The sequence below is a fragment of the Kitasatospora sp. NPDC048545 genome (assembly GCF_040651155.1).
Classification (GTDB): Bacteria; Actinomycetota; Actinomycetes; order Streptomycetales; family Streptomycetaceae; genus Kitasatospora.
On sequence record NZ_JBEZIQ010000106.1, the window covers coordinates 1 to 13,156 of the forward strand.

The following is a 13,156-nucleotide window of genomic DNA, read 5'->3' on the forward strand; positions in this document are numbered from 1 at the left end:
CCCGATCCAGTTCGAAAAGCAGACAGCGGCGTCCCGTAGGATCACCCTCGCCGCATGAAACTCCGGTGTCCATGTCCCGGGGGAAGGCTCAGTCGGGAAGTCGACCTGGAAATAGCCGTAGACCTGCGTGCTCTTCGGATCGGCCTTCAGGTAGTCGGTGACCTTCTAGGCCATCCCCCCGACCGGAGTGCCGTGCTGGTCGGTCATCTCCCACTGGTTCGTCTGCGTGTAGCAGGCCTCCGTCCGCTTGACCTTCCATTCATTGGTGCACCACGACGGGATCGCACCTTGACGTGGTCCCGGAGCCGAAGACGCCGTGAGACCGGCCGACATCGGCGCGCCCTCCAGCAGGTCCGGCACAGCGGCCTCGCAGCCTGCCGCCCCGCCACCGCAGAGCGACGTCCCACCGGCACCCGCCTGCGGACTTTCGGCCGCCTGTACGACCGGCCCGGCGCCACCCCTGCCCCCGTACCGGCCGCCTGCGCGCTGCCGGTCACGCTGATCAGCGCGGCAGCGAGGTCGGTGAAGCGGGCCTTGGGCTTCAGAGTCGGCGCGTTGGGCGCCACGGTCATCGTCGTCGGCGAGGTCACTGGGTCTCTCCTGCGAGGTATTCGACGCTGTCGGCGGTCAGGTCCATGAACGCCTCCTCCAGCGAGCCGGTGTGGTTGGTCAACTCGTTCAGCAGAATGCGGTGTTGGAAGGCGATCTCGGCGATCTGGTCCGTGTTGAGCCCGACCACTGTGAGCTGCCCGCGGCCTCGCGCTGGACCGACGCGCCCTCGGCGGCCAGCAGCGGCGACAGGCTGGCGGGGTCCGGTGTGCGGATCGACACGCTCCGGCCTGCCCCGCGGGCCGCGAACTCCGCCAGGCTCTCCGCGGCGATCAGCTCGCCGCGGCCGAGGACGATGAGCTGGTCGGCGGTGTGCTGCATCTCGGACATCAGGTGGCTGGAGACGAAGACTGTGCGCCCCTCGCCGGCCAGCCGGCGGAACAGGCCACGCACCCAGTACACGCCCTCCGGGTCGAGTCCGTTGAGCGGCTCGTCGAAGAGCAGCACCGGCGGGTCGCCGAGCAGCGCGGCGGCGATGCCGAGGCGCTGGCGCATGCCGAGGGAGAAGCCGCCGATCCGCCGGTCCGCCGCGTCCGCGAGACCGACCTCGCGCAGCACCTCGTCCACCCGACTGCGCGGGATCGCGTTGCTGCGGGCCAGCGCGCGGAGGTGGGCCCGCGCGCTGCGCCCGCCGTGCACGGCACCGGCGTCCAGCAGCGCACCGACATGCCGCAGACCCCAAGGCAGCGAGCGGAACGAGCGGCCGTCGATGGTGACGGACCCGCTGGTGGGGGTGTGCAGACCGAGGATCAGCCGCAGTGTGGTGCTCTTGCCGGCTCCGTTGGGGCCGAGGAACCCCGGTGACGTGACCGGGATTCACGGTGAAGCTCAGATTGTTGACCGCCGGCTTCTTGCCGTAGCGCTTCGTCAGCTCGTGGACTTCGATCATGTCCTCAACGGTGCCCGGGTCGGGGCCGGGCGGGCATCGGACCAGAACTGACACTCCGTCGCGGCACCCGTCGACCCTGGTTGTACAACCGTGGTCCGATGCCCGCGGGAGGGCACCTGGTTACGATCACCGCATGTCCGTGACACCGACCCTGCCCCTGCTCAAGCGCGTGCCACCGGGCGCGTGGACCGCCCTGGCCTGGTGTGTGTCGGTCGCGTACCCCGCGGTTGTACTCGGCGGGAAGCCGGACCATCCCGTCTCCCACGCGGGTGGCACCGCCGGGCACCGGGACTGGGCACTCCTCACCGCCGCGTCCCTCGTCGCGTTCAGCGCCGCCGCCCTACTGCGCCGGCGGCCGCTGCTGTCGATCGGCCTGCTGCTCGTCGCCACCCTCGCGGTGACGGACGCGACGCGCGCGAACGTAGAGCTGCCACTGACCGCGCTCTTGGCGGTCGACGTCGCGCTCTGCCTGGTCACGGCCGCCCGGCCGCGCCGGACCTCGCGTGCCGCCCTAGCCCTGGTGCTGGTCGTGCTGATCACCCACCTGGGCATGGTGCCCGACAACACCTTCGGGTTGACGACCGCCACGTACGACGGTGCTCCGGCGCCGGGGACCGTTTTCGTCGTCGATCATTTCCAGCTGACCACCAGCCTGCCGCACATCGGCGTCTCGGACCAGGGTGTCCTGGCCGCCGTCATCGCCTGGCTGGTGGGCCGGTCGATACGCCAATCCCGCGAGCACGCCGCGGTGTTGAGCGCTCAGTTGGCCACGCAGGCGGTCACCGCCGAACGGCTGCGGATCGCCCGGGAGATGCACGACACGGTGGCGCACAGCATCGGCATCGTCGCCCTGCAGGCCGGTGCGGCGCGGCGGGTCATCGACAGCCGGCCGGACCGAGCGCGCGACGCGTTGACCGAGATCGAGACCGCCGGGCGGGAGACGCTGTCGGGGCTGCGACGGATGCTCGGCGCGCTGCGCCAGGCCGAGCAGGACACGGGCGCCGAGACCGCCCCGCTGCACCAGCCGGCGGGCCTGGCCGACCTCGACCGGCTGGCCGCCGCGACGACCGCGGCGGGCGTGCGGGTCGACGTCCGATGGCAGGGCGAGCGGCGCCCGCTGCAGCCAGAGGTCGACCTGGCGACCTTCCGCATCATCCAGGAGTCGATCGCCAACGTGGTACGCCACGCCGAGGCCACCTTCTGCCAGGTGTCCATCGACTGCCGGACGAACGACGAGGTGGCCGTCGAGATCACCGACCGGGGCCGCGGCCACGGCACGACCCCGGGCAGTGGCTACGGCCTCGCAGGACTGCGCGAGCGGGTCACCATGCTGCACGGGGAGTTCCACGCCGGCCCCCGGACCGGCGGCGGCTTCCGAGTCGCAGCCCGGCTGCCCGTTGCGGGCGGAGCGCGATGAGCGTCCGCGTCGTGCTGGTCGACGACCGGCCGCTGGTGCGCGCCGCCCTGGAGGTGGTTATCTCCGGCACACCCGACGTCGAGGTCGTCGGGGAGGCCGGAACCGGTGCGGAGGCGGTCCAGTTGGCCGGGGAGCTGCACCCTGACGTGGTGGTGATGGACATCCGCATGCCCGGCATGGACGGCATCGAAGCAACCCGCCTGGTCACCGCGGGCCCGGGAGAACCGCGCGTGGTCGTGCTGACCACCTTCGACGACGACGATTACGCCTACGCCGCGCTGCGCGCGGGGGCCTCCGGCTTCCTGGTCAAGGACATGGCACTGGACGACATCCTCACCGCGATACGGGTGGTCGCCGCCGGGGACGCCCTGATCGCGCCGAGCATCACCCGCCGGCTGATCGCCGAGTCGCCAGACGGCCCGAGCCCGCCCCATCCGCCCCTGCTCCCGCGTCCCGGAGGGCCAGCGGCATCACCGACCGGGAGCGCGAGATCCTCACCCGCGTCGGGCGCGGCCTGTCCAACACCGAGATTGCCGCCGAGCTGGTCATCAGCGTGGCCACCGTCAAGACGTACGTGACACGGCTGCTCGCCAAGCTCAACGCCCGCAACCGGGTGCAACTCGTCATCCTCGCCTACGAGACGGGCCTGGTGACACTGCCCCGCTGAACACCGCACCAGGTTCCCCACCCCGCACCTAAACGGATCGTCGCCTCCGGGGCCTGGCCCTGTCGCGCGGAGTACGACGGCTGGAAGCCTCAGTGATCTGGATGGTGGATGGGGGCGACGAAAGCACCCCAAGCTTGACAAACCTGATTCCACAGAATCTGCGACTACCTGGCGGACGAGGGACTTCGCCGGGAGATCAACGAGGGGCTGCAGGTGGTGGAGAACTGGAACTCGGCGAACAAGGACCTGTTCTACGGCAAGGACGGCGACCTGACCAGCGAGGACCGGGAGAGCATGGAGGTCAGCATGCTCGCGCTGCACCTGCTGCAGTCCGCGCTGGTGCACGTCAACACCCTGCTGATCCAGCAGGTCCTGGCCGAGTCGAAGTGGGCCGAGAAGCTCACCGACGCCGACCGGCGCGGCCTGTCCCCGCTGTTCTGGACCCACGTGAACCCGTACGGCCGGTTCGAGCTGGACATGAACTCCCGCCTCGACCTGGCCACCGCGCCCGTGGTGACGGTGCCCGGTCAGCGCTCCGGGCAGCCGGCCGCGGGAGCCACGGTGTGACACTCCCTCACCCGGCCGAACCACCCCCTGGCCGATGATCCGACCTCAGCATCCGCCGACGGTCGGATCATCGGCCAGGCGTGCCTGTCCTGTCATCGAAGGCTGGGCAGCCTCGACGAGGTTGAGCGCGGTGGGAGGCGGCCGTGGTGATGTTCATGGAGGCTTCGCCAACTTCGGAGATGCAAGGTGTCAGATTCGGCGCGGTACGACTCCGTCCTGCCAGCGGTAGAGGTCGCGCAGCAGGGAAATCTCGGCGCCGTGATGGATCAGCTCCCTGTTGACGTGCAGGACCCTGTTCTCCATGGGAAACCGCTCGGGACCCACCGCGGGCGGATTCTCCAAGTCGACGTCCGAGAGTTCGCGGACTCCCGCGTTCCATCTCCCATACATCTCATCGAGTTGCTTTAGCGCCTCGTCAGCGGTCCCCGCGTAGGCGAATGTCTCGGAGTCGACGGCCAGGCCGCCGAAGTACCATCCGACCCGATAGCCCAGGCACGAGACGATGATGTGCGCCAGCCGCCAGGCAATCGTGGTCACCGGCGCCGGCACCGGGGCAGAGGACGCGGAATCCATCATCCACTCCCCCGAACCCGCCGATATCGGTGTGGCCGACGTGCCACGTGGGCGGATGCTCCAGCAGCCGTGCACCGGCTCCCAGAAGTACTCCTCGTCGGTAAGAGCCTCCAGCCGCGGCCGCAGGTTCTTGTGCCAGTACCAGTCCAACTGCTCCGCGAGCCGCTCGCCTCTTGTCATTGCCGCACACTACAGACAACGGGGATCTTGCTGCGACCCTCGCGGATTCCGTCGCCAGTCACTCAAGGTTCGGCGAGACGAACCTCGTGGTCATCAAGCTTCGCTGACATGACCAGCGTTCGACGAGGCAGGGCACGTGCCGCCGGATCGGCTTAACGATCTTCAAGAAACCTTCGTTTGTTGACGCTCGCTGATTCAAGATCGAAAATATCCCCAGGGCCTTCAAAAACTCCTTCAACAACCCAGATGGTTCAACAACCCGCGACCACCCTTTTCTGACAGAATTCCGGGCGTGAGCACGCCACTTGAACCCGACCCGCTCGAACTCCTGGCCGCCGAACCGGCTGTGCGGACCGAGATCCGCATCGGCTACGCCCGGGTGTCCACCAGCGGACAAAAGCTCGACCGCCAGCTCGACGCCCTCACCGAGGCCGGCTGCCGCCGCATCTTCGCGGACAAGAAGTCCGGCAAGGACGACCTGCGACCCGAGCTGAAGGCGTGCCACGCCTTCCTCCAGGGCGGCGACACCCTGGTGGTCCCCGCGCTCGACCGGTACGGCCGCTCCCTCAAGGACCTGGTGAACATGGTCGGCGAACTGCGCGCCCGTGGGATCGGCTTCACCTCGCTGCACGAGCGGCTGGACACTACCACCCCGGGTGGCCGGCTGATCTTCCACGTCTTCGCCGCGCTGGCGGAGTTCATCCGCGAGCTGATCGTCTCCGGCACCCGCGAGGGGCTGGCCGCCGCCCGAGCCCGCGGCAACGTCGGCGGCCGGCCCGTCGTCGCCACCCCCGAGATCATCCAGGCCGCCCGCACCCTGTTGCCCAACCCCGAGCAGTCGATCACCTCGATCGCCAAGCTCCTCGGAGTCAGCCCCGGCACTCTCTACAACCACATCCCCGACCTCCAGGAACTACGCGCCGCCAGCCGCGCAGCCGTCCCCGCCCAGACCGAAGGCGTCGCCCTGTGATCGCCTCCGACTGGCGCCGCAAGAGAGAGATGGCGGAAGAAGAGCCCCGGGGTGCCGTAAAGGAGCCGGCGCGCTTGGAGTGGGAGCTGATGCCCCTGGAGGGCGTCGGGCCGTAGCGCCCACCTCTGCCGGACGGGACCCCTTCCAACTCGGACAGACGGTCACCGAGCGCTTCGTTCGTCACTCTGCGCTACTTGTCCCTCTGTCGTAGCTACCCGAGCACAGGGCCCCGACCGTGCGGGGCACGCGGCGGCTCTTCCGTTCGCCGTGCGGACAACGGACAGATTCAAAGCCTCCTCATAACGCCGCCCGCAACCCCTACGGCTTCACCTACACCCCGCTGTTCCTGGCCGCCCTCGAAGCCCCCACCGATTTCACCCTGGAGCGTCTCCTGGAGCTGCCCCACCGCGACCTGGTCGACGACGTCACCGCCCAGCTCCACCTCGCCGCCACCGGCCCCCTTCAGGCGCTGCGCGCCACCACCGACCCGGCCCACTGCAAGGGCGGCGTGATGTTCGCCGGCATCGACATCACCGCCGACGCCGACCTCCTGGCCAGGAGCACGCTGATCGAGATCAAGAGCACCCGCCACCCCCACCGCTTCGAGAAGGCCACCGCCTGGCAGATCCTCGGCTACCTCCTCCTCGACACCCCCGACCACCACCGCATCGACACCGTCGGCCTCTACCTCACCCGCACCGCCACCCTGGCCACCTGGCCCGTCGAGGACTACCTCGCCCTCCTCGGCGCCCGCAGCCGCGACCTCCCCCGGCTCCGCGCCACCTTCGCCGAGCTCCTCACCGACTGCACCGCCGACCAGGAACCCTTCGAAATCGACGAGCAACGTCGCATCCAGCGCCTGCTGGAACGCCTGGCCACCCCCATCCCGCCGGGCCACTGCCCCGTCTGCGCCCAGACGGTGCCGCCGCCCGCCTCCCTGGGCCGGGCCCGCCGATACTGCACCGACTGGTGCGGCCGCCGGGCCCCGGGGCTGCGCCTGCGGGGATGGCTTCCTCCGGACGGCGGCTACGCGGGAGCACGGGACTGCGGCCGCTCCTAGCGTCGGGGTTATGACGACGGAGAACACGGCGGTGGTGGGGGTGCGGTCGGCGGAGGAGGTGTTCGCCGCCCTGGACGGGCTGGACGCGCGGTGCCGGCCGTTCACCGACTACGAGCAGGGACTGCTGGAGGCGTACCGGTGGGCGGTCGGCACGCGCACCGCTGCGCCGGTGACGGCCGCCGCCACGGCGGGCCCCTGGGGGCCCTGTCGGGCGCAGATGCTCGCCGAGTGCCAGGCCGCGGCCGTGGCGATCCGCACAGGAACGGACCGGACGGAAACGGCGCGGGCGGCGGACACGGAGCGGATGCTGGGCCTCTACACGGCGCTGGCCTGGCTGTGCGGCCACCACGACGACCGGCCCTGACCGACACCGCCCGCCGCCGGCCCGGCCCGGTCGTACGCTGGAGAAACCGGGTGGCACAGCCGCCCAGTGCGCCAATCGGAGCCATTCATCCAGACATCGCCCGCACCGCGATCTTGCTCTGCCGGTGCGGGCGGTCGTGTGCCGCGGGTCAGGTGTCCTGGCTGATCCGGGCGAGCATGGCGGCAAGAAGCCGGAATCCGGAACAGCGGCGTCGGCGAGTTCGTCGTCGGCGGGGAGAACGGCGCCGAAGGTGCGGTCGCCGGGGGCGCCCAGAGCGCGCCGATGGAGGACCGGGGCGACTCGGACCTCGCCCGCAAGCCGGTCACCCCCGCGCGTGAGTCGCCGGACTCTCGGCTGGGGCTCGCGTCGGTTGAGGCGGGATGGTCGGAGGGTCCGCGGGTGCGGGGATGGCCTGCGGAGGCCAGGGCCCGTGGGCGAGGTCGTGGCGCAGGGCGTCGAGTCTGCCCTGGCAGGTGTCGAGGGTGGCGATGGCGGCGCTGCACTGTTCGCGGACGCGGCGCTCGATGGCGGCGAGCCGGTCTTCGATGTGCTGCCAGCGCTCCTTGGCGGCGGCGAGGGTGTCAGGTGCGTCGTTGGTCGCTGTCATGGCGCAGGCGGTCGGTGCGGTCGGTGAGGTCGTCGAGGCGGGCGGCGAGGTCCGGATGGGCGGCGACGTGGGGTCGCATCGCGGCGAGGGGCACTATCAGGCCGGCCGGGTCGGGCGCGCCGAGGGCGGTGGTGAGCGCGGTCAGCGCGGGACGGGCCCGGGGGGCGAGGCCGGTCGCGGCGGTGACCTGGGCGGCGAGCACGCGCAGGTCGGCGGCGTGATCGCGGGCCCATGCGGTGACGGCGCGGTCGGCGGCCCGCCGGTCGCGCACCGCTTTGACTCGTTCCGCCCCCGTTTCCCCGGCGGCGGGGGTGCGGTGAGCGGGGCGCAGGCGCAGGTAGCGGTTCTCGGCGGCCTGGCGGCTGGCGACGCCCATGGGGTGGGCGAGGTCGGCCCAGGTGGCGCCGGCCTCCCGGGCGCTCTCCACCAGCGGGGCCTCCCAGTCGGCGAGCTGGCCGCGCAGCTCCCGCAGCAGGACCAGTGCGGCCAGCGCCTGCCCGGGGCCTTCCGGTGCATCAGAGGTGGTCGGAGGCTGGGACGCGGGGTTCCGGACGGCGCGGACGGCGTCGTCGATGGCGGCCAGCGTCGCCGCGGCCGCGAGGAACGAGGCGGGCTCGACCGGCGGGGAGGCGTCGGGGGTGGCTCTGCGGGACTTCTCGCTCATGTAGTCACTCTATAGGCGACGCACCGACTTGTCATCGGATAGATGACGCGCTAGAAAGGAGTCAGGTGAAGCGCACTGGCTCCCACAGCCCAACCACCTGGAGGTGTTTCGCGATGCTGCTGCGCACTGACCCGTTCCGCGAGCTGGACCGGATGACCCAGCAGTTCCTCAACGCGACCGGTACCTGGTCGCGGCCGACGCCGATGCCGCTGGACGCCTACAGGGCCGGCGACGAGTACGTGATCTGCTTCGACCTGCCGGGGGTGGACCCGGAGGCGATCGACATCGACGTCGAGCGGAACATGGTGACGGTCAAGGCCGAGCGACGCCCGCGCCAGGAGGGCGAGGGCATCAAGTGGGAGCTGTCCGAGCGCCCGCTCGGCGTGTTCTCGCGCCAGGTCATGCTCTCCGACACCCTCGACCCCGCCGGGATCACCGCCGACTACGACGCTGGCGTGCTGACCTTGAAGATCCCGGTCGCCGAGAAGGCCAAGCCCCGCAAGATCGCCATCAGCCACAGCGGCGACCGCAAGCAGATCCAGGCCTGACCCGCCCCCCGGACCGCCGTCCCGCACCGCCAACCCCCGGGCCCTGCGGGACGGCCACCCCCGGCCGGCGACCCACCCGGCCTCGCGATCCCTGCCACGCCACGGTTCCGGGCCGGGACGACAGCGAGAAACACCATGCGCGACCAGGGGAACGAACCCTTCGTGGTGCGGGCGAACGGCGAGATCGACCTCGACACCGCCCCCTCGCTGCGCCGTGCTCTGGCCGCCGCGCTCGAGTCGCATCGGGAGGTGGTGCTCGACCTGTCGGAGGTGACGTTCATGGACTGTGCGGGCTTGGGTGCCCTGGTCCGGGCCCGCAACCAGGCCGACCGGTGCGGCGCCCGCCTCATCCTGCGCGGGGCCGGCCGCCGCGTGGTCCGGCTGCTCAAGCTCACCGGTCTGCACCGGCGCCTGGCCGTCGAGCCCTGACCGGGCACCGTTCGCGCCGGCCCTTGGAAGGGAGGGAGAACCGCAATGACGTTTCGATGGGAGGCGTTCCTGGAGGAGGTCCGGGAACGCGGTGAGTACGACACCCCGCAGGAAGCCGAGCGGGCCGCCCGGGTGGTCATGGCCCTGCTGGGCGCCCACCTGGTCGGCGACGTGCGGGCCGAACTGGCCGCCCGCCTGCCGGAGACCATGGCCCTGATCCTGCTCAACCCCCTGCAGGCCGCCGAGCCCCTCAGCCCGGAACGCTTCGTGCGCGCGACCGCGGCCTGGATCGAGGGCGCCACCGAAGCCACCGCCCTGTGGGACATCGGCGCCGTCCTGTCCACGGTGGCCGACGCCGCCGGCGACGACCTCACCGAGCGGGTCCTGCTCCAGCTGCCGCCCGGCCACGACCTCCTGTTCGGCCGGCCCGAGCCCGGCCACCGGCCCTGACCCTGCCCTCGCTCCACCGCTGCCGCCAGCGGTGGCCCATCCCCGGAAGGCCACCACCGTCATGACCCGCCACCGCCACCTTCTCCGGCAGGTCCGCGCCCTCGGACGCTACCCCAGCGACGAGGAAGCCGAACGCGCCCTCCACGCGGTCCTGGCCGTCCTCGGATCCCAGCTCACCGGCGAGGAACGCTGCGACCTCGCCGCCGTCCTGCCCGAACAGGCCCGCGCCGTCTTCGCCAACCAGATCCCCCTCCCGGCACCGGTCGCAGCCCCCGCCTTCGTCGAAGCCGTCGCCGACATCCTGGGCACCAGCCTCACCGCAGCCCGCTGGGACACCTCATCCGTCCTGGCCGCCGTCACCGACCTCGCCGACGACCACCACCTCACCGATCGGCTCCTCACCCGCCTGCCCCGCGGCTACGCCCTGCTGTTCGGCCGCGCTGACCTGACGGTCGCCGCCTGAACGGACGGAAGGGGGAACCCCCGAGCACCGGGGCGTTCCCCCTCCCCCCAGCCGGGTGTCCGTTCCGGTGATGAGGTGCCCTGGATGGCGCCGTCCCGGCCGGAGCAGGCTCACCGGCAGAGAAGACTCCCCCGTCGGAAGGGGGCCCCGCCCATGTCCGCGCGACACGGTTTGCGAGCCGAGAACACCGCCGCCAGCGGATTGCCACTGCGGATCACGACCACGAGATCCGGCAGGGGCGCCCGGGTCGTCCACCTCGCCGGCGAGGTCGACCACGACCGGCGCCGGGCGCTGGAGCACGCACTCGCACGCGCGGTGGCCGATCGCCCCACACGGCTGGTCGTCGACATGTCGGCCCTGGCCTTCTGCGATTCCACCGTCGTGAACGTGTTGCTCGGGATCCGTGGCAGCGCCAAGGCGGCTGGCGTGGAGCTGGCCCTGGCCGCGCCGCCGTCACAGGCCAGACGACTGCTGGAGATCACCGGCGTCGACGAGGTCTTCGCCCTGTTCAACAGGGTCAGTGCCGCCGTGGCCGGCGCGGGCGGGTGAGCGGCCATGGACAGGCCCTCACGCTACGCGGTGACCATGCCCGGGCCGCCCGGCCGGCACGGCCCGCCCGAGGTCGTCGTCGTCCACGCCACCGGCGCGGTGACGGCCGACGGCACACCGGTCTACCAGGACGAGGTCGGCGCCTTCCGGGCCGCGATCGCCGGCAATGTGGCCCGCCCGCTGTCCACCGCGCCGGGTGCCGGCCGGTACACCTGCCTGCACGCCGTACCACTGCCGTGAGCCGGGGCCGTAGCCGATGCTCTCGCCCGCGTGGTGGCGTTCGTGCAGGCGGGTGAACCGGGCGTGCTCGATCGCGGTGTCCAGCAGGCGGGCCCATCGGGTGTCGGAGGCGGCATAGCCCTGGGTGGAGCGATTGGCCAAGGCCCGGACCGCGACGTGCTTGAGCTGGAGTCCCAGAGCGATCTCGGCGCCGGGCTCGGTTCCGACAAGCATGGACATCGTCTTGCGGAACTGGTGCGGTCCGATGTGGTCGTTCGGGATCTCCGGCAGGCCGGTGCCCTGGTGGTGCGGGTTGGCGTGCCGGATGAAGTGGTCGATGAACCTCCGACTCGCGCTGAATCGGTCGGCGGTCGCGGGCAGGCCGGGGTCGGCGAAGACGAGTTCGGGATGGAGCGCGGGCTCTTCGGCGACCACGATCGCGCGGGCGACCGGCTCCGTGATCCACCAGTGTTCCAGTGGCCTGCCGGGGTCCAGCTTGCGCTAGCGGGAGACGACTGCCGGGGCGCCGAAGAACTCCTCGACGAGGCCGCCGCGATTGATCTCCCGGACTGCTGGGGAGGGGGTTATTCCGACCGTGCACTATTCCTCTTGTGACGGGCACAGGAGAGCGCTCGGCTGCGTATAGATGGAGGCCGCTTACCTGGCCGCGGTGCTGCTGACTGCCGTTCGGGCGGTGTGGGTTGCTCGGGCACCTCAGCCGCGGCTCGTACGCATGACGGGACGTCAGGCGTAGTCGGCCGTGGGTTGGGCGATCCTGGGGCCACCCGCGTGGGGGGTCTGGACGTAGTCCTCCGGAGGCGTGGGAAGAGCCTGCACACAGGCTTCGGAGCAGGCGTTGACCAGGAGTGGAAGTACGTCGGTGGCAACCCGCAGGGAGATCCACGCCTGGTGGATCTCGATCCCTTCCAATGACCGGTCGCACACACTGCACGTGCTGACCGAGGTGGCACCCCATTCTCCAGGCTCAACGTCGTCGAGGCCGAGGGCGCCCGTCACCGCCCGGCCGGACAGAAGCGGGGGGAACGGTGGGCGGAGCTTCTCGTTTCCGTACAAGGCGCGCGTGCTCACGGTGCTCCGTTTCATGCTCGGGCACCTGGTCAGCTCGTACGGGTACCAGTGCAGCCGGTACGACGTGTACGGGGTGAACTCCTGCAGGCTGGTCATGGCACCGATCTCTGGGGGAATCCGAACCAGGTTGCTGCCGTAGAGGATGAAGTGCTTGACCGCGGTGAGCTTCGCGATGGTAGGCGGCAGAGTGACGATCTGCCGCCGCTCCTGCGGACTCATGTCAGCCAGTGGTCGAAATACCTCGCGCGCGTCGGCGGCCGCTTCCTCGATCAGCGCCAGGAGGTGCTGCCAGGCCGGCGACGATGTGTCCTGCCGATCGTTGTGGAAGCGCACCCGGCGCTGATTGGTCACCCGGGACTGGACGAAACATGTGCAGATGTCGCGGTAGGACACGCTGCTACCCGGGGCCGGGTCCGACGTGTCGCCCGACCGGTTGGTATACAACTTCGACTCTGCTTCATTCGCCATGGCATACAAGATACGGAGACGCTGGTGAGCCATAGCGGGTGGGCAGGGAATGGTCATCAAGCGACAGATGAGCGGGGGAGACACCGATGAGCCAGTACTACGACTTGGGTGACGAGACGCTGTGGAACACGTCCAACGGGGCATCCCGGCTGTTCCTGCGGCAGGTGGCGGTCTTCGAGGCGGAGATCGGCCTTCCGTCCGGCATCGGCTCCATGGAGGCCGACGAATGCCAGATCGATCCCGCCGTACTCGAAGTCTTCGTGAACGCCCTGCTGCTTGGCACAGCTCGTTGTAAGCCGCACCGCTGTATTCGCTGCCACGGTCCGAGTGGAAGATCACGCCGTCCACCTGGCCACCGCGGGTGGCCGCGGCCA

The 13,156-nt window shown here is 70.7% G+C and carries 17 protein-coding genes and 2 pseudogenes; 14 read left to right on the top strand and 5 right to left on the bottom strand.

Annotated elements, in window-relative coordinates:
• Positions 1 to 586: 586 nt before the first annotated feature.
• Positions 587 to 1,498: pseudogene (locus AB0D10_RS44785) on the bottom strand (ABC transporter ATP-binding protein).
• A gap of 133 nt (positions 1,499 to 1,631) precedes the next feature.
• Here AB0D10_RS44785 and AB0D10_RS44790 point away from each other — a divergent pair.
• From AB0D10_RS44790 to AB0D10_RS44800, 3 genes and pseudogenes are all read left to right on the top strand, one after another.
• On the top strand, positions 1,632 to 2,915 hold the full coding sequence (locus tag AB0D10_RS44790; RefSeq protein WP_360268417.1) for a sensor histidine kinase: 1,284 nt from the start codon (positions 1,632 to 1,634) through the stop codon (positions 2,913 to 2,915).
• Positions 2,912 to 3,582, top strand: a pseudogene (locus tag AB0D10_RS44795) (response regulator transcription factor). Before AB0D10_RS44790 ends, AB0D10_RS44795 begins: the two are co-directional and overlap by 4 nt.
• Positions 3,583 to 3,795: 213 nt before the next feature.
• The gene (locus AB0D10_RS44800; RefSeq protein ID WP_360268420.1) at positions 3,796 to 4,149 is read left to right on the top strand and encodes a Tn3 family transposase; all 354 of its coding nucleotides are present in this window, start codon (positions 3,796 to 3,798) and stop codon (positions 4,147 to 4,149) included.
• A 189-nt stretch (positions 4,150 to 4,338) separates the two neighbouring features.
• Here AB0D10_RS44800 and AB0D10_RS44805 read toward each other — a convergent pair whose 3' ends face one another.
• Positions 4,339 to 4,902: a DinB family protein gene (locus AB0D10_RS44805; RefSeq protein WP_360268423.1), complete on the bottom strand. Its 564-nt coding sequence runs from the start codon at positions 4,900 to 4,902 to the stop codon at positions 4,339 to 4,341.
• Between the two features lie 292 nt (positions 4,903 to 5,194).
• On the opposite strand from AB0D10_RS44805, the gene AB0D10_RS44810 reads away from it, so the two are divergent.
• From AB0D10_RS44810 to AB0D10_RS44820, 3 genes are all read left to right on the top strand, one after another.
• Positions 5,195 to 5,872, top strand: a complete 678-nt coding sequence (locus AB0D10_RS44810) for a recombinase family protein (protein ID WP_360268426.1) — start codon at positions 5,195 to 5,197, stop codon at positions 5,870 to 5,872.
• Positions 5,873 to 6,107: 235 nt separating this feature from the next.
• Positions 6,108 to 6,932, top strand: a complete 825-nt coding sequence (locus tag AB0D10_RS44815; protein WP_360268430.1) for a hypothetical protein — start codon at positions 6,108 to 6,110, stop codon at positions 6,930 to 6,932.
• A gap of 10 nt (positions 6,933 to 6,942) precedes the next feature.
• Positions 6,943 to 7,296: a hypothetical protein gene (locus AB0D10_RS44820; protein WP_360268433.1), complete on the top strand. Its 354-nt coding sequence runs from the start codon at positions 6,943 to 6,945 to the stop codon at positions 7,294 to 7,296.
• 322 nt (positions 7,297 to 7,618) lie between these two features.
• Here the strand turns inward: AB0D10_RS44820 and AB0D10_RS44825 are convergent, their stop codons facing one another.
• A complete protein-coding gene (locus tag AB0D10_RS44825) occupies positions 7,619 to 7,903 on the bottom strand; it encodes a hypothetical protein (RefSeq protein WP_360268436.1) in 285 nt (94 codons plus the stop codon).
• Positions 7,878 to 8,567, bottom strand: a complete 690-nt coding sequence (locus AB0D10_RS44830) for a type III effector protein (RefSeq protein WP_360268439.1) — start codon at positions 8,565 to 8,567, stop codon at positions 7,878 to 7,880. Before AB0D10_RS44830 ends, AB0D10_RS44825 begins: the two co-directional genes overlap by 26 nt.
• Before the next feature lie 113 nt (positions 8,568 to 8,680).
• On the opposite strand from AB0D10_RS44830, the gene AB0D10_RS44835 reads away from it, so the two are divergent.
• The 7 genes from AB0D10_RS44835 to AB0D10_RS44865 all read left to right on the top strand — a co-directional run bounded on the left by AB0D10_RS44835 (position 8,681) and on the right by AB0D10_RS44865 (position 11,840).
• On the top strand, positions 8,681 to 9,115 hold the full coding sequence (locus tag AB0D10_RS44835; RefSeq protein ID WP_360268442.1) for an Hsp20/alpha crystallin family protein: 435 nt from the start codon (positions 8,681 to 8,683) through the stop codon (positions 9,113 to 9,115).
• 135 nt (positions 9,116 to 9,250) lie between these two features.
• Positions 9,251 to 9,544 (top strand): STAS domain-containing protein, encoded by a 294-nt coding sequence (locus AB0D10_RS44840; protein ID WP_360268445.1) that lies wholly within the window; start codon positions 9,251 to 9,253, stop codon positions 9,542 to 9,544.
• Between the two features lie 45 nt (positions 9,545 to 9,589).
• Positions 9,590 to 9,994, top strand: a complete 405-nt coding sequence (locus tag AB0D10_RS44845; RefSeq protein ID WP_360268448.1) for a DUF2267 domain-containing protein — start codon at positions 9,590 to 9,592, stop codon at positions 9,992 to 9,994.
• 61 nt (positions 9,995 to 10,055) lie between these two features.
• Positions 10,056 to 10,457: a DUF2267 domain-containing protein gene (locus tag AB0D10_RS44850; RefSeq protein WP_360268451.1), complete on the top strand. Its 402-nt coding sequence runs from the start codon at positions 10,056 to 10,058 to the stop codon at positions 10,455 to 10,457.
• Positions 10,458 to 10,610: 153 nt separating this feature from the next.
• Positions 10,611 to 11,006 (top strand): STAS domain-containing protein, encoded by a 396-nt coding sequence (locus tag AB0D10_RS44855; RefSeq protein WP_360268454.1) that lies wholly within the window; start codon positions 10,611 to 10,613, stop codon positions 11,004 to 11,006.
• A gap of 6 nt (positions 11,007 to 11,012) precedes the next feature.
• Positions 11,013 to 11,246, top strand: coding sequence for a DUF6296 family protein (locus AB0D10_RS44860; RefSeq protein WP_360268457.1), 234 nt, complete (start codon positions 11,013 to 11,015; stop codon positions 11,244 to 11,246).
• Between the two features lie 30 nt (positions 11,247 to 11,276).
• Complete coding sequence (locus AB0D10_RS44865) at positions 11,277 to 11,840, top strand: hypothetical protein (protein ID WP_360268460.1); 564 nt, start codon at positions 11,277 to 11,279, stop codon at positions 11,838 to 11,840.
• Positions 11,841 to 11,969: 129 nt separating this feature from the next.
• Here the strand turns inward: AB0D10_RS44865 and AB0D10_RS44870 are convergent, their stop codons facing one another.
• On the bottom strand, positions 11,970 to 12,782 hold the full coding sequence (locus tag AB0D10_RS44870) for a leucine-rich repeat domain-containing protein (protein WP_360268463.1): 813 nt from the start codon (positions 12,780 to 12,782) through the stop codon (positions 11,970 to 11,972).
• Positions 12,783 to 12,868: 86 nt separating this feature from the next.
• On the opposite strand from AB0D10_RS44870, the gene AB0D10_RS44875 reads away from it, so the two are divergent.
• Positions 12,869 to 13,156, top strand: a 288-nt coding sequence (locus AB0D10_RS44875; RefSeq protein WP_360268466.1) for a DUF6086 family protein, incomplete at its 3' end; no start/stop codon positions are given.

What these genes read in the sequence shown, in the direction of transcription:
- AB0D10_RS44790 (WP_360268417.1), top strand. Translation starts at nt 1,632, where the DNA reads ATGTCCGTGACACCGACCCTGCCCCTGCTCAAGCGCGTGCCACCGGGC.
- AB0D10_RS44805 (WP_360268423.1), bottom strand. Translation starts at nt 4,902, where the DNA reads ATGACAAGAGGCGAGCGGCTCGCGGAGCAGTTGGACTGGTACTGGCAC.
- AB0D10_RS44820 (WP_360268433.1), top strand. Translation starts at nt 6,943, where the DNA reads ATGACGACGGAGAACACGGCGGTGGTGGGGGTGCGGTCGGCGGAGGAG.
- AB0D10_RS44825 (WP_360268436.1), bottom strand. Translation starts at nt 7,903, where the DNA reads ATGACAGCGACCAACGACGCACCTGACACCCTCGCCGCCGCCAAGGAG.
- AB0D10_RS44830 (WP_360268439.1), bottom strand. Translation starts at nt 8,567, where the DNA reads ATGAGCGAGAAGTCCCGCAGAGCCACCCCCGACGCCTCCCCGCCGGTC.
- AB0D10_RS44835 (WP_360268442.1), top strand. Translation starts at nt 8,681, where the DNA reads ATGCTGCTGCGCACTGACCCGTTCCGCGAGCTGGACCGGATGACCCAG.
- AB0D10_RS44840 (WP_360268445.1), top strand. Translation starts at nt 9,251, where the DNA reads ATGCGCGACCAGGGGAACGAACCCTTCGTGGTGCGGGCGAACGGCGAG.
- AB0D10_RS44845 (WP_360268448.1), top strand. Translation starts at nt 9,590, where the DNA reads ATGACGTTTCGATGGGAGGCGTTCCTGGAGGAGGTCCGGGAACGCGGT.
- AB0D10_RS44850 (WP_360268451.1), top strand. Translation starts at nt 10,056, where the DNA reads ATGACCCGCCACCGCCACCTTCTCCGGCAGGTCCGCGCCCTCGGACGC.
- AB0D10_RS44855 (WP_360268454.1), top strand. Translation starts at nt 10,611, where the DNA reads ATGTCCGCGCGACACGGTTTGCGAGCCGAGAACACCGCCGCCAGCGGA.
- AB0D10_RS44860 (WP_360268457.1), top strand. Translation starts at nt 11,013, where the DNA reads ATGGACAGGCCCTCACGCTACGCGGTGACCATGCCCGGGCCGCCCGGC.
- AB0D10_RS44870 (WP_360268463.1), bottom strand. Translation starts at nt 12,782, where the DNA reads ATGGCGAATGAAGCAGAGTCGAAGTTGTATACCAACCGGTCGGGCGAC.